This window comes from Mycolicibacterium arseniciresistens (assembly GCF_030519285.1).
In the GTDB taxonomy this organism is placed as follows: domain Bacteria; phylum Actinomycetota; class Actinomycetes; order Mycobacteriales; family Mycobacteriaceae; genus Mycobacterium; species Mycobacterium arseniciresistens.
The window spans coordinates 1-15,996 of record NZ_JAUMSQ010000074.1 but is presented as its reverse complement, the minus strand read 5'-3'; the positions used below and the strand labels follow the sequence as shown (position 1 = coordinate 15,996).

The 15,996-nt window shown below is 68.7% G+C and carries 17 protein-coding genes; 7 read left to right on the top strand and 10 right to left on the bottom strand.

All coding sequences use genetic code 11. The features are described 5' to 3' along the window. Positions 1–495, bottom strand: a 495-nt coding sequence (locus Q2100_RS12515) for an alcohol dehydrogenase catalytic domain-containing protein (protein WP_302914310.1), incomplete at its 3' end; no start/stop codon positions are given. Positions 496–620: 125 nt separating this feature from the next. Here Q2100_RS12515 and Q2100_RS12510 point away from each other — a divergent pair. Both Q2100_RS12510 and Q2100_RS12505 read left to right on the top strand, forming a co-directional pair. Beyond that, complete coding sequence (locus Q2100_RS12510) at positions 621–1,115, top strand: MarR family winged helix-turn-helix transcriptional regulator (RefSeq protein WP_302914309.1); 495 nt, start codon at positions 621–623, stop codon at positions 1,113–1,115. Positions 1,116–1,124: 9 nt separating this feature from the next. Continuing rightward, complete coding sequence (locus Q2100_RS12505; RefSeq protein ID WP_302914308.1) at positions 1,125–2,291, top strand: pyridoxal phosphate-dependent aminotransferase; 1,167 nt, start codon at positions 1,125–1,127, stop codon at positions 2,289–2,291. Here the strand turns inward: Q2100_RS12505 and Q2100_RS12500 are convergent. The 3 genes from Q2100_RS12500 to Q2100_RS12490 are packed head-to-tail and all read right to left on the bottom strand — an operon-like array spanning position 2,288 to position 6,365. Next, positions 2,288–4,240 carry an acetoacetate--CoA ligase gene (locus Q2100_RS12500; protein WP_302914307.1) on the bottom strand — a complete coding sequence of 651 codons (1,953 nt, stop codon included), beginning with the start codon at positions 4,238–4,240 and terminating at the stop codon, positions 2,288–2,290. The genes Q2100_RS12505 and Q2100_RS12500 overlap by 4 nt on opposite strands. Next, positions 4,237–4,983 carry a 3-hydroxybutyrate dehydrogenase gene (locus Q2100_RS12495; RefSeq protein WP_302914306.1) on the bottom strand — a complete coding sequence of 249 codons (747 nt, stop codon included), beginning with the start codon at positions 4,981–4,983 and terminating at the stop codon, positions 4,237–4,239. The genes Q2100_RS12500 and Q2100_RS12495 overlap by 4 nt, the downstream gene beginning before the upstream one ends. Then, positions 4,980–6,365: an MFS transporter gene (locus Q2100_RS12490; protein ID WP_302914305.1), complete on the bottom strand. Its 1,386-nt coding sequence runs from the start codon at positions 6,363–6,365 to the stop codon at positions 4,980–4,982. Before Q2100_RS12490 ends, Q2100_RS12495 begins: the two co-directional genes overlap by 4 nt. 94 nt (positions 6,366–6,459) lie before the next feature. On the opposite strand from Q2100_RS12490, the gene Q2100_RS12485 reads away from it, so the two are divergent. The 3 genes from Q2100_RS12485 to Q2100_RS12475 are packed head-to-tail and all read left to right on the top strand — an operon-like array spanning position 6,460 to position 9,033. Then, positions 6,460–7,410, top strand: a complete 951-nt coding sequence (locus Q2100_RS12485) for a LysR family transcriptional regulator (protein ID WP_302914312.1) — start codon at positions 6,460–6,462, stop codon at positions 7,408–7,410. A 42-nt stretch (positions 7,411–7,452) separates the two neighbouring features. Continuing rightward, positions 7,453–8,232, top strand: a complete 780-nt coding sequence (locus Q2100_RS12480; RefSeq protein WP_302914304.1) for an alpha/beta fold hydrolase — start codon at positions 7,453–7,455, stop codon at positions 8,230–8,232. 42 nt (positions 8,233–8,274) lie between these two features. Then, positions 8,275–9,033, top strand: a complete 759-nt coding sequence (locus Q2100_RS12475) for an alpha/beta hydrolase (protein ID WP_302914311.1) — start codon at positions 8,275–8,277, stop codon at positions 9,031–9,033. A 6-nt stretch (positions 9,034–9,039) separates the two neighbouring features. Here the strand turns inward: Q2100_RS12475 and Q2100_RS12470 are convergent, their stop codons facing one another. From Q2100_RS12470 to hsaA, 5 genes are all read right to left on the bottom strand, one after another. Further along, the gene (locus Q2100_RS12470) at positions 9,040–9,426 is read right to left on the bottom strand and encodes a hypothetical protein (RefSeq protein ID WP_302914303.1); all 387 of its coding nucleotides are present in this window, start codon (positions 9,424–9,426) and stop codon (positions 9,040–9,042) included. A gap of 262 nt (positions 9,427–9,688) precedes the next feature. Beyond that, entirely contained in the window at positions 9,689–10,255 is a 567-nt protein-coding gene (hsaB, locus tag Q2100_RS12465) for a 3-hydroxy-9,10-secoandrosta-1,3,5(10)-triene-9,17-dione monooxygenase reductase subunit (protein ID WP_264016093.1), read from the bottom strand. 34 nt (positions 10,256–10,289) lie between these two features. Continuing rightward, positions 10,290–11,192, bottom strand: a complete 903-nt coding sequence (hsaC, locus tag Q2100_RS12460; protein ID WP_302914302.1) for an iron-dependent extradiol dioxygenase HsaC — start codon at positions 11,190–11,192, stop codon at positions 10,290–10,292. After that, positions 11,189–12,079, bottom strand: a complete 891-nt coding sequence (hsaD, locus tag Q2100_RS12455; RefSeq protein ID WP_264016091.1) for a 4,5:9,10-diseco-3-hydroxy-5,9,17-trioxoandrosta-1(10),2-diene-4-oate hydrolase — start codon at positions 12,077–12,079, stop codon at positions 11,189–11,191. Before hsaD ends, hsaC begins: the two co-directional genes overlap by 4 nt. Next, entirely contained in the window at positions 12,080–13,264 is a 1,185-nt protein-coding gene (hsaA, locus tag Q2100_RS12450; protein WP_302914301.1) for a 3-hydroxy-9,10-secoandrosta-1,3,5(10)-triene-9,17-dione monooxygenase oxygenase subunit, read from the bottom strand. A gap of 146 nt (positions 13,265–13,410) precedes the next feature. Here hsaA and Q2100_RS12445 point away from each other — a divergent pair, with 146 nt between their 5' ends. After that, on the top strand, positions 13,411–14,478 hold the full coding sequence (locus tag Q2100_RS12445; RefSeq protein WP_302914300.1) for a ferredoxin--NADP reductase: 1,068 nt from the start codon (positions 13,411–13,413) through the stop codon (positions 14,476–14,478). A gap of 36 nt (positions 14,479–14,514) precedes the next feature. Beyond that, complete coding sequence (locus Q2100_RS12440) at positions 14,515–15,051, top strand: hypothetical protein (RefSeq protein ID WP_302914299.1); 537 nt, start codon at positions 14,515–14,517, stop codon at positions 15,049–15,051. Here Q2100_RS12440 and Q2100_RS12435 read toward each other — a convergent pair. Beyond that, positions 15,048–15,996, bottom strand: a 949-nt coding sequence (locus Q2100_RS12435; protein ID WP_302914298.1) for an acyl-CoA dehydrogenase family protein, incomplete at its 5' end; no start/stop codon positions are given. The two genes, Q2100_RS12440 and Q2100_RS12435, sit on opposite strands and share 4 nt — an antisense overlap.

Sequence of the window (15,996 nt, the reverse complement as noted above, 5' to 3'; positions counted from 1 at the left end):
GGCGAGCTGGACGGCGTACCCGCCGACCGCGCCGCCCGCGCCGTTGATCAGGATCGTCTGCCCCGCCGTCAGCCCGGCGATGTCGAACAGTGCCTGCCAGGCCGTCAGCCCGACCGTCGGCAGGGCGGCGGCGTCGGCCAGGGCGACCGAGTGTGGCGCGGCGGTCAGCGCCTCGGCCGGTGCGACGACGTACTCCGCGGCGGCTCCGTCGGCATCGAGTGCAAGCATGCCCACGACGGCGTCGCCGAGCTGCCAGCCGTCCACCCCGTCGCCGAGTTCGGCGACCGTGCCCGCGACGTCGATGCCCGGCGTGTGTGGGAACGCGATGGCGTACACCTCGGACAGGTAGCCGCCCCGGATGCCGGCGTCGACCGGGTTGAACGAGGTCGCGGCGACCTTCACGAGAACCTCGCCTGCGCCCGGCGTCGGCCGCTGGACGTCCTCGTAGCGCAGCACTCCGCTGTCGCCGTACCGGTGGTAGATCGCAGCCTTCATGATGTCCTCCTTCGTCGGTTGCTTCGATATCGAAGCAGTTGCACCCGGAGTAACTTGCTTCGAACGCGAAGCATTCCCGACTCGCAGGAGTGATTGTTTCGAGCTCGAAGCACTATGCTGGCGACATGGCCGAAGCCCTCGGACCCGCACAGATGCGGACCTACTTCGCGCTCACCGAGGCGGTGAGCCTGCTGCAGTACGCCGTGCGGCAGCAGCTACAGGCCGAGGGCGACCTGAGCTACGTGCAGTTCGAGGTGCTGGCCACGCTGGCCGACGCCGACCGGCCACTCACCATGACCGAGCTGGCCGACGGCGTGGTCTACAGCCGCAGCGGCCTCACCCATCAGGCCGGCCTGCTGGAGAAGGCGGGCCTCATCACCCGCACCGCGAGCCCGCACGACCAGCGGGCGACGGTCGTCGACATCACCCGGGCGGGCCGGCGCCGGGTGGAGAAGGTCCTACCCGGCCACATCGAGGTGGTGCGCGACCTGCTCTACGGCGCGCTCTCCGACTCCGACGTGCAGACCCTCGGCGACCTGATGAGCCGGGTCCGCGACCACATGCGCGACCGGCCGCCCCGCTCGGCCGCCTCGCGCAAGCAGCACAACCCGCTTCAGTAGCCTGGCGCAATGAGTGACCGGGTGGCACTGAGGGCAGGCATCCCGCCGTTCTACGTGATGGACGTCTGGCTGGCCGCCGCGCAACGGCAGCGCTCGCACGGCGACCTGGTGAACCTGTCGGCGGGTCAGCCCAGCGCCGGCGCACCGACGGCGGTGCGCGAGGCGGCCGTGGCCGCACTGCAGGGCGATCAGCTCGGGTACACCGTCGCACTGGGCATCCCGGAACTGCGGGCCGCGATCGCGCAGCGCTACGACGACCGCTACGGCCTTGACGTGCAGCCCGACGACGTGGTGATCACCACCGGCTCGTCGGGCGGCTTCCTGCTGACGTTCCTGGCGTGCTTCGACGTCGGCGACCGGGTGGCGATCGCCAGTCCCGGCTATCCCTGCTACCGCAACATCCTCTCGGCGCTGGGCTGCGAGGTGGTCGAGATCCCGTGCGGGCCGGACACCCGGTTCCAGCCCACCGCCCGCCAGCTCGCCGAACTCGATCCGCCGGTGCATGGCGTCATCGTGGCCAGCCCGGCCAACCCCACCGGAACGGTGATCGCCCCCGACGAACTCGCGGCCATCGCCTCGTGGTGCGCCGCCTCAGGTGTGCGGCTGATCAGCGACGAGGTGTACCACGGCCTGGTGTACGACGGCGCCCCCGCCACCAGCTGCGCCTGGCAGACGTCGCGGGATGCCGTGGTGGTCAACAGCTTCTCGAAGTACTTCGCGATGACGGGATGGCGGCTCGGCTGGCTGCTGGTGCCCGAGGAACTCCGGCGCGCGGTCGACCGGCTGACGGGCAACTTCACCATCTGTCCGCCCGCGCTGGCCCAGCACGCGGCCGTCGCCGCCTTCACCCCGGAATCCATCGCGGAGTCCGACGGCCTGCTGCGGCACTACGCCGACAACCGGCGGCTGCTGCTCGACGGCCTGCGGCAGGTCGGCGTCGACCGGGTCGCACCCACCGACGGCGCGTTCTACGTCTACGCCGACGTGTCCGACCACACCACCGACTCGATGTCGTTCTGTTCGAAGCTGTTGGCGGACACCGGCGTCGCCATCGCACCGGGAATCGACTTCGACACCGTGCATGGCGGCTCGTTCGTCCGGCTCTCCTTCGCCGGCCCCACCGGCGACATCACCGAGGCGCTGCGCCGGATCGGGCCGTGGCTGGCCGGACGCTAGGGCTTCTGCTGCGCGTACCACTGCAGCAGCGCCGGGTCGTCGACCGCGCTCGGGTTGACCACCTTCGCCGGATCGGCGCCCTGCAACAGCTTCTTGACCGGCACCTCGAGCTTCTTGCCGGTGCGGGTGTGCGGGATGCCGGGTGCGAGCACGATCTGGTCCGGCACGTGGCGCGGTGAGACGTCGGCCCGGATGGTGTCCTTGATCGTGGCGCGTAGTTCGTCGGTGAGTTCACCGCCGTCGGCGAGGGTGACGAACAGCGGCATCCAGTAGCCGCCGTCGGATTGTTCGATGCCGATCACCAGCGCCTCGGCGATCTCCGGCAGCCCCTCGACGGCCTGGTAGATGTCCGCGCTGCCCATCCGGATCCCGTGCCGGTTGAGGGTGGAGTCCGAGCGGCCGTGCACCACGATGCTGCCCCGCTCGGTGCGGGTGATCCAGTCGCCGTGCCGCCACACCCCCGGGTACATCTCGAAATAGGCGTCGCGGTAGCGGCTTCCGTCGTCATCGTTCCAGAACGACACCGGCATCGACGGCATCGGCTTGGTGATGACGAGCTCGCCGACCTCGCCGCGGACGGGCTGACCGGATTCGTCCCAGGCGTCGAGCGCGACACCGAGGAAGGGCGCCGACAGCTCGCCCGGCCACACCGGCACCGTGCGGACCCCGCCGGCGAAGGCCGACACCACGTCGGTGCCGCCACTGATCGAAGACACCTGCACGTGCTCACCGACGTTGTCGTGCAACCACATCGATGAGGACGCGGGCAGCGACGATCCGGTGATGCCGACCGTCTCGAGCGCCGAGAGGTCGTGGTCCCGGCGAGGCACCGCCCCGGCCTTGGCGCAGGCCAGCACGTAACCGGGGCTGGTGCCGAGCACCGTGACGCCGAAGCGGGCCGCGACCTTCCACAGCGCGTCGGGTGTCGGGCAGGTGGGGCTGCCGTCGTAGCAGATGATGGTCGCCCCCACCAGCAGGCCCGCCACCTGGTAGTTCCACATCATCCAGCTCGGGCTGGTGTACCAGAAGAACACGTCGTCGGCACCGATGTCCGACTGCAGCGCAACGGCTTTGAGGTGCTCCACCAGGACGCCGCCGTGCCCGTGCACGATGCCCTTCGGCAGGCCGGTGGTGCCCGAGGAGTACAGCACCCACAGCGGGTGGCCGAACTCGACCTGCTCGGTGTTCAGCTCGGCGTCACCGGGAGCGCTGACGGCGGCCCAGTCCAGCCAGTCGTCGGGGGCGTCGAGACCCAGGCGCGACACCAGGACGGCGGCCTTGCACGTCGGCAGTCCGGCGCGCAGCGTGCTGATCTCGTCGCGTTTGTCGTGCACCTTGCCGTTGAACCGGTAGCCGTCGGCGGCGACGAGCACGGTCGGCTCGAGCTGGCCGAGGCGGTCGAGCGCGGCCCGTGCAGTGTAGTCCTGGCCGCAGGCGCTCCAGACGGCGCCGATGGCCGCGGTCGCCAGGAAAGCCACCACCGCCTCGGGGACGTTCGGCAGATACCCCGCGACGCGGTCGCCCGGACCGACACCGAGGTCGCGCAGCGTCTGCGCAAAAGCCGCTGCACGGCCGATCAATTCGTCCCACGACGTCTCGGTGCCGTTGCCGTCCTCGTCGACGTAGATGACGGCGGTGCGGTCACCGCGCGCCTGCCGCCTGACCTGGTCGACGTAGTTGCAGCGGGTGCCGGGGAACCACTGGGCCCCGGGCATCTCGTCGTCGGCGAGCACCTGGGCCGGTGCGTCGCCCAGCTCGAAGTACTCCCACAGCGCCGACCAGAAGCCGGCGAGATCGTCGACCGACCACTGCCACAACGTCTGGTAGTCGGGCATGTCGCGTCCCGTGCGGGCGGCGACGAATCCGGCGAAGTCGGTGACGACGGACTCGGCGACGTCCCGGTCGGTGGGGACCCACTGCGGTTCGACCGCATCGGAGACGTCGGTCATCGTGCGCTCCACCCGCCGTCCATCGTGTACGAGGCGCCGGTGACCATGCCGGCCTGCGGGCCGGTGAGCCAACCCACCAGCGAGGCCACCTCGGCCGGTTCGACGAGCCGTTTGATCGCGGCCTCCTTGAGGAGTATCTGTGTCACCACCTCATCCTCGGCGATGCCGTGCGCCTTGGACTGATCGGCTATCTGTTTGGTGACCAGTGGCGTGCGCACGTACCCGGGGTCGACGCAGTTGCTGGTCACCCCGCGCGGGCCGCCCTCCAGCGCCGTCACCTTCGACAGTCCCTCGAGCGCATGCTTGGCGGTGACGTAGGCGGACTTGAACTCCGACGCGCGGAGGCCGTGCACCGAGGAGATGTTGACGATCCGCCCGAATTCCCGCTCGTACATGTGCGGCAGCGCCGCGCGGATCAGCAGGAACGGCGCCTCCACCATGAGTGCCAGGATGAAGCGGAACTTCTCGGGCGGGAAGTCGGTGATCGGGCTGACGTGCTGCACACCGGCGTTGTTGACCAGGATGTCGACGTCGAGCGTCAGATCCTCGAGTGCGGCGACATCGGAAAGGTCCACCGCCCAGGCCTTTCCGCCGATCTCGTCGGCGACCGCCTTGGCGGCGACGTCGTCGAGGTCGGCGACGGTGACCGTCGCGCCCCTCGCCGCGAGTTCCCGTGCGCAGGCCGCGCCGATGCCGCTCGCGCCGCCGGTGACCAGGGCGCTGCGCCCGTCGAGATCGGTCATGGGCGGGCGGCCTCGGCTTCCCGGGCGAGGTCCGCGCGGTCGGCCTCGTCGAGGGACTCGAGGTCGATGCCCCGGGTCTCCCTCGTGTAGAACACCGCGATCAGGGTGACGGCGCACGCCGCGGCCAGGTAGATGGCGACCGGCACCGAGGAGCCGTAGATGTCGAGCAGCTTGACCGCGATGAGCGGCGCGAGCGATCCCGCGACGATCGAGGTGACCTGATAACCCAGGGACACACCGGAATACCGCATCCGTGTCGGGAACATCTCGGCCATGATCGCCGGCTGCGGAGCGTACATCAGCGCATGGAACACCAGGCCGATGGTGACGGCCGCCGTGACGATCACATAGTTCGCGCTGTTCATCATCGGGAAGGCGAAGAACCCCCAGGTGGCGCCGGTGATCGCGCCGACCATGTACACCGGCCTGCGGCCGTAGCGGTCGGACAGCCAGCCGACGAGCGGCACCACCGCGAAGTGCACCGCGTGCGCGACCAGCAGGTACCAGAGAATGGACGTGGTGTCCGCCCCGACCTGGGTCTTGAGGTAGGTGATGGAGAACGTGACCACCAGGTAGTACATGATGTTCTCACCGAAGCGCAGGCCCATCGCGGTGAAAACGCCACGCGGGTAACGCTTCAGCACCTCGAGCACGCCGAACGAGGTGGCCTTCACCCGCTCCACCTCCTGCTGGGCGGCGAGGAAGATCGGGGCGTCGGTGACCTTGGTCCTGATGTAGTAGCCGACCAGCACCACGACGGCCGACAGCCAGAACGCCACGCGCCAGCCCCACGACAGGAATGCGGAGTCCGGCAGTGTCGTGGTGAGCACCAGCAGCACCACGGTGGCCAACAGGTTGCCGACCGGCACACCGGCCTGCGGCCAGCTGGCCCAGAATCCACGCTGGCGGTTGGGGCTGTGCTCGGCGACCAGCAGTACCGCACCGCCCCATTCACCGCCGACCGCGAAGCCCTGGATGAACCGCAGCGTCACCAACAGGCCCGGCGCCCAGTAACCGATCTGCCCGTACGTCGGCAGGCAGCCCATCAGGAACGTCGCCGCACCGACCAGGATCAGGCTGAACTGCAGCAGCTTCTTGCGGCCGTACTTGTCGCCGAAGTGGCCGAACACCACGCCGCCGACCGGGCGCGCCACGAACCCGACCGCGTAGGTCGCGAACGCCAGGAAGATCGCGTTCAGCTCACTGGTGGTCTCGGAGAAGAAGATCTTGTTGAACACCAGCGTCGCGGCGGTGCCGTAGAGGAAGAACTCGTACCACTCGACGACCGTGCCGGCCATCGACGCCACGACGACGCGTTTCAGCCCCTGGGTGATCGAGCCGGGAGTACTGGTGTCCGGCTGTGCCGGTTCCTGCACGCTCATCGCACGCTCCGTTCATGACGCAGGACATATGAAGGCCGCAATGTGACCGACCGCACTCTGCAGGTGAGTATTCATGCACCTCGACCGCGCCGCAATGGTCAAATTCGCAGCTTCGATCTGCAAAACTGCAGACGTGAACGTGCCCGCCCGACGGCCCAGCGCAGACGACCTGCTGGTGCTGCTGGCCGTCGGACGGTCCGGCCGGTACACCACCGCGGCGGAGGAACTCGGGCTCAACCACACCACCATCTCGCGGCGGATCGCCGCGCTCGAGCAGTCGATGGGCGGGCGGGTGCTCACCCGGGTGGCAGGCGGCTGGGAACTCACCGACCTGGGCAGGGCCGCGCTGTCCGCGGCCGAGGCGGTCGAGACGGCGGTGCGCTCACTCGACGCCGATCCCGGCGGCGAGCGGGCCATCGAGGGCGTGGTGCGCCTGTCGGCGACCGACGGCTTCAGCGCCTACATCGCCGCGCCCGCGGCGGCCCAGGTGCAGCGGCGCCATCCGAGGGTGGCGGTGGAGATCGTCGCGGCCACCCGGCGGGCCACCCAGCAGCGGTCGGGCCTGGACATCGAGGTCGTCGTCGGTGAGCCGCAGGTGCATCGTGCCGAGGCGATCCGGCTCGGCGACTACTGTCTCGGGCTGTACGGCGCGCGCTCCTATCTGGCCGAGCACGGAACGCCCCGCGGCATCGACGCGCTGACCGACTATCCGCTGGTGTACTTCATCGACTCGATGCTCCAGGTCGACGACCTGGACGTGGCCACCAGTTTCGCTCCGGCGATGCGCGAGTCGGTGACGTCGACCAACGTGTTCGTGCACGTCGAGGCCACCCGGGCGGCCGCCGGCCTCGGACTGCTGCCGTGTTTCATGGCCGACCGCCACGACGACCTGGTGCGGGTGTTGCCCGACGCCGTCGCCGTCCGGCTGAGCTACTGGCTGGTGACTCGGGCGGAGACGATGCGCCGGCCCGAGGTCTCGGCCGTGGTGAGCGCGATCCGGGCCCGGGTCACCGAGCAGCGCGACGTGCTGCTGGGACGTTCATAGGATCGTCACCGCCGTGTCCGGCCGTGTGGGTAGACCACCCCCATGCATTTCCGTCGGTATGGCTCCGGTCCGCCACTGCTGCTGGTCCACGGCATCTCGCAGCTGCACAACTGGGATCCCGTCGTCCCGGCGCTGGCCGCCCGGCACGAGGTGGTCGCCGTGGATCTGCCCGGCTTCGGCGCCAGCGCCCCGCTGCCCGGTGAGGTCACCGTCGCGGCGCTGACCGATGCCGTGCAGGACTTCGTCGTCGAACAGGACCTCGGCGACGTCAGCGTCGTCGGGAGTTCGATGGGCGCGCGCATCGCACTGGAGATGGCGCGGCGCGGTCACGGTGGTGCGGTGGTGGCACTGAATCCGGGCGGGTTCTGGACCGATACCCAGGCGCGGATGTTCGGCGCGACGGTCGGCCCGTCGCTGAAGCTGGTGCGTGCCATCGACCCACTCATCCCCGCGTTGGCCGCTACCCCGCTGACCCGAACGGCGCTGCTGCTGCAGTTCTCCGCCAGACCCTGGCGCCTGCCCGCAGATTTGGTGCGCACGGAATTGCGGGCGTTCAAGCGCTCCACCAGCCTGGATGCGGCGATGCATGCTCTGGTGCACGGGCCGAGGCAGCAGGGGGCACCCGCTGGAACGCTGCGGGCTCCGGTGGTGATCGGTTGGGGTCGAAAGGATCGGGTGACGCCACCGAGTCAGGCCGCTCGCGCCCAGGAGCGTTTCCCCGATGCCACGATGCACTGGTTCGACGACTGTGGGCACTTTCCGCACTGGGACCGACCGCACGACACGGTGCAGCTGATCCTCGACACGGCACAGCGGCACTGACGACACCTTGCGCCCGCGGTTGCGCGCGTGGTGCAGTCAGCCATGCCCTTCCTCGACCACGATCGCGGCCGCGCGTACTACCGGCACTGGGCCGTTGACGAGCCCCGGGCGGCCGTCGTCTTCCTGCACGGCTTCGGCGAGCACACCGGCGTCTACCACCGCTACGGCTTCGCCCTGAATGCCGCGGGCATCGATTTGTGGGCGGTGGATCAGTTCGGTCACGGCCTGAGCCCGGGCGACCGTGGTGACTTCGGCTCGATCGAGGACAGCTCCGCCCTCGCCGATTCGCTGACCGCACTGGCCGCCGAGGCCGGTGTGCCCGTGATCGCGCAGGGCCACTCGTTCGGCGCGATCGTCACCCTGTTCCGGCTGCTGGACGGTGACGCCCGTGCCGCCGCCGCCGTGATCTCGGGCGCACCGCTCGTGCCCGTCGCCGAACTGCTCGATGCCGACACGTCCGTCCAGCTGGACCCCGATTGGCTGTCGGCCGACCCGTTCTACCTGGACACCCTGGAGAACGATCCGCTCGCGTTCGTCGACGCCGACACCACTGCGCTGGCCCGCGAACTCGACCGCGGCTGGGACAGATTCGGGGCAGACCTGCCAGGTCTCGAGGTGCCGACGCTGGCCGTGCACGGCACCGACGATCCGATCGCCTCGATCGGCGCCGTCCGGGCGTATGCCGAGCAGATCGATCCGCTACAGCTGCAAGAGTTCCCGGGCCGCCACGACATCCTCAACGAGACCGTCCATCGCGAGGTGGCGGCGGCGATCGTCGACTTCATCGACGCGCAGCTTTAGTCGGCATCAGAGCCGGTGCATCTCCCGCGACATCGCGGCGTGCTCCATGTAATCAGCACGCCGAGAAGGGCGGTGGCGCCGATGCGGCTTGCGCGGCGTCCGCATCGTGGCCAGCCAGGACCACGGCCGCCGGCGCGACACGGCGACTTCGGCTGCCGCCGTTGCGAATCGCACTTGCTGTTCTGTGATGAGCACCGGCATCGCGGCGACGAGAGGGAACTCGACGGTGTCGTCGACTTCGTCCGGCTCCTCGGATCGAATTGTGATGCTTGTCATTTCGTGCCCCCCGCGCTGTCGTTTCGCCGCTCCTGTCGCACCAAGGCTGACAGCAGCGTGAAGTCGGCACAAGCGACAGAAGTACCACTGGCCGTTGGTGTTTGCACCGTCCAGCATGTGGATGACTTCTGGACCGAGCGAGCGCTTCGCCCAGGCATGTAGATCCGTATGACAGCGCGGTTACGCGCACGCGTCACCGCGGCGACGCCCCAGCAGAGGCGGCTTCCCGTACGGGCAGCAATGTGCCGAATCAATCAACGCCGCGCCGGCGACGGATTTGCCGGCCCCGATCGCCGGCGCCGCGCGAGCGTGCACATTTGCTGGAGTCCGCGCGGCGTGTCGCCGGCAGACACGCACCCTCGCGGAAAACGGATGTGCGCTAGAGCCAGGTGTCGGGGGTGGTGGCCGTGAGGAAGGCCTCGAGGTCGTCGCGCCACTGCGCCGGCGAGTTCTTGTCGGGCTCGATGCCGGTGTACTCGCCGCGGTAGAACAGCAGCGGCCGCGGCTTCTTCTTCGGCACCTCGGAAAGCGAGTGCACCGCGCCGAACACCACGAAGTGATCGCCACCGTCGTGCACCGAGGCCACCGTGCAGTCGATGTGCGCGAGCGTGCCGTCGATCACCGGCGAGCCGAGCTTCGAGAGCCGCCAGTCGATTCCGGCGAACTTGTCCGGAGTCTTCGACCCGAACCGCGCCGAGACGTCCTTCTGCTTCTCGTGCAGAACGTTGACGCAGAACTTGCCGCTCGCCTCGATCGCCTGCCAGGACCGCGACACCTTCGTGGGGCAGAACAGCACCAGCGGCGGGTCGAGCGACAGCGCCGCGAAGGACTGGCACGCGAAGCCGACCGGCTCGTCGTCGTGCACCGTCGTGATGATCGTGATGCCGGTGCAGAACTGGCCGAGCACATGCCGGAATGTGCGCGGGTCGATGGGCTCGGCGGCCATCAGTGTCCTCGGCTCTTCGCGCGGACGCTCATCGCTACTTGAAGCCGACGCTGAAGTCGTGCCCCCACAGACTGACCGCGGTGCTCTCGCGAGCGATCCACGTGGCGTCATCCTCCACTTCGAGCCCCTCGCAACCGAACTCGACGTCGAAGCCACCGGGGGTCTTCATGTAGAACGAGAGCATCTTGTCGTTGACGTGCCGCCCCAGGGTCGCCGACATCTTGACCTTGCGCCGCAGCGCCCGGTCCAGGCACAGGCCCACGTCGTCGGCGTTCTCGACCTCGACCATGAGATGCACGATGCCGCTGGGGGTCTCGCCGGGCATGAACGCCAGGCTGTGGTGCCTCGGGTTCACGCCGAGGAACCGCAGCCACGCCGGCGCTCCGTCGGCGGGACGGCCGACCAGCTGCGGTGGCAGTCGCATCGAGTCGCGCAGGTGGAAGCCGAGCACATCGCGGTAGAAGTGCAGCGTCTCGGCGTCGTCGCGGGTGGTCAGCACCACGTGGCCGAGGCCCTGCTCCTCGGTGACGAACTTGTGGCCGTAGGGGCTCACGACACGGCGGTGCTCCAGGGCCACCCCGTGGAACACCTCGATGGTGTTGCCCGACGGGTCGTCGAAGACGATCATCTCGTCGACGCGACGGTCGGCGAGTTCGGCGGCCGTGGCCTCCTTGTACGGCGTCCCCTCGATGTCGAGACGGTTGCGGATGTCCTGCAGCGCAGCGGCGTTCGCGGTCTCCCAACCCGACGACAGCAGCCGGTCACGGTCACCGGGCACGATCACCATGCGGGCCGGGAACTCGTCCATCCGCAGGTAGAGCGCGCCCTCGGTGGGGCCCTTGCCCTCGACCATGCCGAGCACCTTCAACGCGTACTCGCGCCAGGCGCCGACGTCGGCGCTCTCGATGCGCAGGTACCCCAGAGAACGGATGCTCATCGTGTACCTCCCAGGAAATCGATGGTGAGCTTGTTGAATTCGTCGAACTTCTCCAGCTGAGCCCAGTGGCCGCACTGCCCGAAGACGTGCAGCTGCACCCGGGGGATCTGCTTGAGCGCCACCAGGGCGCCGTCGAGCGGGTTGACCCGGTCCTCCCGGCCCCAGATCAGCAGTATCGGCTGGCGCAGCTTGTACACCTCGCGCCACATCATGCCGAGCTCGAAATCCGCCCCGGCGAACGACTTCCCCATCGCCCGCGCGGCGGCCAGCGACTCCGGCTGGCTCGCGATCGCGAACCGCTCGTCGACCAGTTCGGGCGTCACCATCTTCTGGTCGAAGACCATGATGCGCAGGAAGCGCTCCATGTTCTCGCGGGTGGGATCCGCGGTGAAGCGGCCCAGCAGCTTGACGCCTTCGGTGGGATCAGGGGCGAACAAATTGACGCTCAGACCCCCGGGGCCCATCAGCACCAGCCGGCCCGCCCGCTTCGGATTGTCCAGCGCGAAGCGCACAGCGGTGCCGCCGCCGAGCGAGTTGCCCACCAGCGCAGCGCGTTCGATGCCGAGGTGGTCGAACAGGCCGAGCAGCGCGTTGGCGCTGTAGCGGTTGTACTGCTCGTGTTCGGTGTGCTTGCTCGAGTGGCCGTAGCCCGGCTGATCGACGGCCAGGACGTGGAAGTGCCTGGCCAGCACCGCAATATTGCGGCCGAAGTTCGACCAGCTCGACGCGCCGGGACCGCCGCCGTGCAGCAGCACGATCGTCTCGCCGTTGCCGACGCCCGCCTCGTGGTAGTGCAGCTTCATGTCGTCGGCCACCTGCGCGTACCGCGACGTCGACTCGAAGGTGACCTCGGCCTGCGTCTCGACCTGTTTGATGTACGACGTCATTTAGACCATCGTGTCCTGCGGCGGCAGCCCGAATGCGTCGTTGCCGAAGATCAGGTAGGCACGCTCGGGCTCGTTGGCGGCGTGCACCCGGCCGGCGTGTGCGTCGCGCCAGAACCGCTGGACGGGCTGGTCGAGATTGAGCGCGGTGGCGCCCGACGCCTCGAAGAGCAGGTCGATCGAGGCGATGGCGCGGGCGGTGGCGCGCACCTGGTCGCGGCGGGCCCTGGCGCGCAGCTCGAACGGGATGTCCTGGCCGGCCTGCAGCAGCTGGTACTCGTCGCGGACGTTGCCGATCAGCTGACGCCAGCCGGCGTCGATGTCGCTGGCGGCCTCGGCGATGCGGATCTTGGCGAACGGGTCGTCCTTGGACTTCTCGCCCGCGAACGCCGCACGCACGCGCTTGCCCTGATGCTCGACGTGCGCGTCATAGGCGCCGTAGGCCATTCCCATGATGGGTGCGCTGATCGTGGTGGGATGCATGGTGCCCCACGGCATCTTGTAGACCGGCGCGGTGTTGTTCTCGTAGCCACCCGCGGTGCCGTCGTTCATCGCCCGATACGACAGGAACCGGTGGCGCGGGACGAAGACGTCCTTGACCACGACGGTGTTGCTGCCGGTGCCCTTGAGCCCCACCACGTTCCAGACGTCGTCGATGCGGTAGTCGCTGCGCGGGATCAGGAAGCTGCCGAAGTCGACCGGCCTGCCGTCCTTGATCACCGGGCCGCCGAGGAACGCCCAGGTGGCGTGGTCACATCCGGACGACCACTGCCACGCACCGCTGACCAGGTAGCCGCCGTCGACCACGGTGCCCGCACCCATCGGGGCGTACGACGAGGACACCCGGACCGTCGGGTCGCCGCCCCAGACCTCGTCCTGGGCCTGCTGGTCGAACAGCGCCAGATGCCAGTTGTGCACGCCGATGATCGAGCTCACCCAGCCCGTGGAGCCGCACGCGCTGGCGATCCGCCGGACGGCCTCGTAGAAGGCGGTCGGGTCGCACTGCAGGCCTCCCCACTGCTCGGGCTGCAGCAGCTTGAAGAAACCGACCTCGTCGAGTTCATTGATCGTCTCGTCGGGGAGGCGCCGCAGTTCCTCGGCGGATTGGGCGCGCTTGGCGATCAGCGGCAGCAGATCGTCGATGCCGGCTAGGACCGACTGCACGTCACGCTGTTCAATGGACGTCACTGGAGTGCCTCCCGGAAGTAGGGCTGGACAAAGATTAGAACACGTTACGATTTGTGTCGAGCAGCGTATTCCTGTGGCGGCTGGACCTGCGCACATGCATTTCTGTAACCTGTTCTAATTCTACGCGACGGAAGGGTTGAGGCGACGTGACCGACGAGCCGCTCGGCAGCCACGTGCTCGAGCTCGAAGTGGCCGACGTGGTCGAGGAGACCGCCGACGCGCGTTCGTTGGTGTTCAAGGTGCCTGACGGGCCCGGTGACCCGGAGATTCCCGCCGAGCGGCTGCGCTACGCACCGGGGCAGTTCCTGACCCTTCGGGTGCCCAGCGACCGCACCGGTTCCGTCGCCCGCTGCTACTCGCTGTGCAGCTCGCCGTTCACCGACGATCCGCTGACCGTGACGGTCAAGCGCACCGCCGACGGCTACGCGTCGAACTGGCTGTGCGATCACGCGCACCCCGGCATGAAGCTGCACGTGCTGGCGCCGTCGGGCACGTTCGTGCCCAAGACACTGGACGGCGACTTCCTGTTGCTCGCCGCGGGCAGCGGGATCACGCCGATGCTGGCGATCCTGAAGTCGGCGCTGGTGAAGGGCAGCGGCAGGGTGGTCCTGCTCTACGCGAACCGCGACGAGAAGTCGGTGATCTTCGGCGGCGCGTTGCGCGACCTGGCCGCCGAACACCCCGACCGGTTGACCGTCGTGCACTGGCTCGAGACCGTGCAGGGCCTGCCCGACCCGGCCGCGCTGGCGGGCCTCATCGCGCCCTACGCCGGCCACGACGCGTACATCTGCGGGCCAGGACCGTTCATGACCGCCGCCGAGAAGGCCCTGCGCAGCGCAGGCGCCGCCGACAACCGCATCCATCTCGAGGTGTTCAAGTCGCTCGAATCCGACCCGTTCGCCGCAGTGGTGATCGAGGAGGACGACAGCGACGAAGGCCCCGCGACCGCGGTGGTGACACTCGACGGCGCCACTCACGAGGTGACGTGGCCGCGCAAGGCCAAACTGCTCGACGTCCTGCTCGACAAGGGACTCGACGCGCCGTTCTCCTGCCGCGAGGGCCACTGCGGCGCGTGTGCGGTGCTCAAGAAGAGCGGGGACGTCGAGATGCCGATCAACGACGTGCTCGAGCAGTCCGATCTCGACGAGGGCCTGATCCTGGGATGCCAGGCGCTGCCGCGGTCGGAATCGGTTGAAGTCACTTACGACGAGTAGCGAAGGGCTATCATTCGCCGCACCGAAGGGAACAACGTGACCAAGCGATTGACAGTCTGGCTGGCGGGGATGTCGGCGTTGATGTTCATCGCACCGAATCCGGCCGCATCCGCTGCGATCGACACGGCCCACTCCTCTATTCCGGTGAACCCCACCACCACGCTCGAGATGCACGTCACCGCGAACTGCATTGCGGCCGAATCGAACTGCCTGTGGAACACTGCCGCCAACCTGCGCGCCCCCGAGGGTGTGATCGGGTTTCCCGGCGACGCGTACGGCCGCCAGACCACGACGGTGCGAACCATGGACCGCGGGGTCTGGGTCGAGACTCAGTTCGTTTCGCCGAACACCCGGCTGTTCAAGTCGCAGACTTACGTCGAGTTGTCGACGGTTTACTTCGGCGGCGGGCCGCCCGAGAAGTTCACTGTGCAGGGCAACACCTGGCCCACAGACTGGCGGACGGGACAGCACAGGAACGACGTGCCGCTGATCGTGTGCGCCCACATCCAAGTCGTGTACGCAGGCGTCAACTTGACGTCGCCGGACGCCTGCGCGCAGGCCTCGTTCAACTAGCGCGGCAGGCCCAGCAGGCGCTCCCCGGCGAGCGTCAGCAGGATCTGCTCCGTGCCGCCCGCGATGGTCAGGCAGCGGGTGTTGAGGAACTCGAACACCTGGGGGCTGTGCACGGCGCCGGCACCCTCTGACAGGTCCATCTTGAACTCAGCCAGCGCCTGACGGTGCCGCACCCCGATCAGCTTGCGGACACTGGACTGCGGACCGGGATCCTGACCGCCCACCGCGAGTTGGGCGATCCGCTGGTCGAGCAGCGCGCCGATCTGGGCGGACAGGATCAGGGTGCCGAGGCGGTCCTGCTCGGCGACGTCGAGGTCGAGTTCGGTGACGGTGCGCAGCAATTCCTCCATCGGATTGCCCAGCGCGGTGCCCGCGGCCATCGCGACGCGCTCGTTGGCGAGGGTGGTGCGCGCCAGTCGCCAGCCGTCGTTGACCGAGCCGACCACCATCTCGTCGGGCACGAACACGTCGTCGAAGAACACCTCGTTGAACAGTTCGTCGCCCGTGATCTCGCGCAGCGGCCGGATCACGATGCCGGGCGAGGCCATGTCGACGAGGAAGTAGGTGATGCCCTTGTGCTTCGGAGCGTCGGGATCGGTGCGGGCCAGGCAGACTCCCCACTGCGCCCGGTGCGCCGAGGACGTCCACACCTTCTGTCCCGTCAGCTTCCAACCACCTTCGGCGCGAACGGCTTTGGTGCGCAAGGCCGCGAGGTCGGAGCCGGCGCCCGGCTCGGAGAACAACTGGCACCAGATCAGCTCGCCACTCAGGGTGGGCGGCACGAATCGCTCGACCTGCTCGGGGGTGCCGTGCTCGAGGATCGTCGGGGCCGCCCACCAGCCGATGACCAGGTCGGGCCGGTCGACCCCGGCCGCGGCCAGCTCCTGGTCGATCAGCAGCTGCTCGGCCGGACCGGCCCCGCGCCCGTGCGGCGGCGGCCAGTGC

Bases quoted from the DNA above. Each gene is read 5' to 3' on its own strand.
- hsaB (WP_264016093.1), bottom strand. From the start codon at position 10,255: ATGGCCGCCGAGCCCATCGACCCGCGCACATTCCGGCATGTGCTCGGC.
- Q2100_RS12495 (WP_302914306.1), bottom strand. From the start codon at position 4,983: ATGACCGATCTCGACGGGCGCAGCGCCCTGGTCACCGGCGGCGCGAGC.
- hsaD (WP_264016091.1), bottom strand. From the start codon at position 12,079: ATGACGTCGTACATCAAACAGGTCGAGACGCAGGCCGAGGTCACCTTC.
- Q2100_RS12510 (WP_302914309.1), top strand. From the start codon at position 621: ATGGCCGAAGCCCTCGGACCCGCACAGATGCGGACCTACTTCGCGCTC.
- Q2100_RS12490 (WP_302914305.1), bottom strand. From the start codon at position 6,365: ATGAGCGTGCAGGAACCGGCACAGCCGGACACCAGTACTCCCGGCTCG.
- Q2100_RS12485 (WP_302914312.1), top strand. From the start codon at position 6,460: ATGGTCAAATTCGCAGCTTCGATCTGCAAAACTGCAGACGTGAACGTG.
- Q2100_RS12475 (WP_302914311.1), top strand. From the start codon at position 8,275: ATGCCCTTCCTCGACCACGATCGCGGCCGCGCGTACTACCGGCACTGG.
- hsaC (WP_302914302.1), bottom strand. From the start codon at position 11,192: ATGAGCATCCGTTCTCTGGGGTACCTGCGCATCGAGAGCGCCGACGTC.
- Q2100_RS12480 (WP_302914304.1), top strand. From the start codon at position 7,453: ATGCATTTCCGTCGGTATGGCTCCGGTCCGCCACTGCTGCTGGTCCAC.
- Q2100_RS12505 (WP_302914308.1), top strand. From the start codon at position 1,125: ATGAGTGACCGGGTGGCACTGAGGGCAGGCATCCCGCCGTTCTACGTG.
- Q2100_RS12470 (WP_302914303.1), bottom strand. From the start codon at position 9,426: ATGCTGGACGGTGCAAACACCAACGGCCAGTGGTACTTCTGTCGCTTG.
- Q2100_RS12500 (WP_302914307.1), bottom strand. From the start codon at position 4,240: ATGACCGACGTCTCCGATGCGGTCGAACCGCAGTGGGTCCCCACCGAC.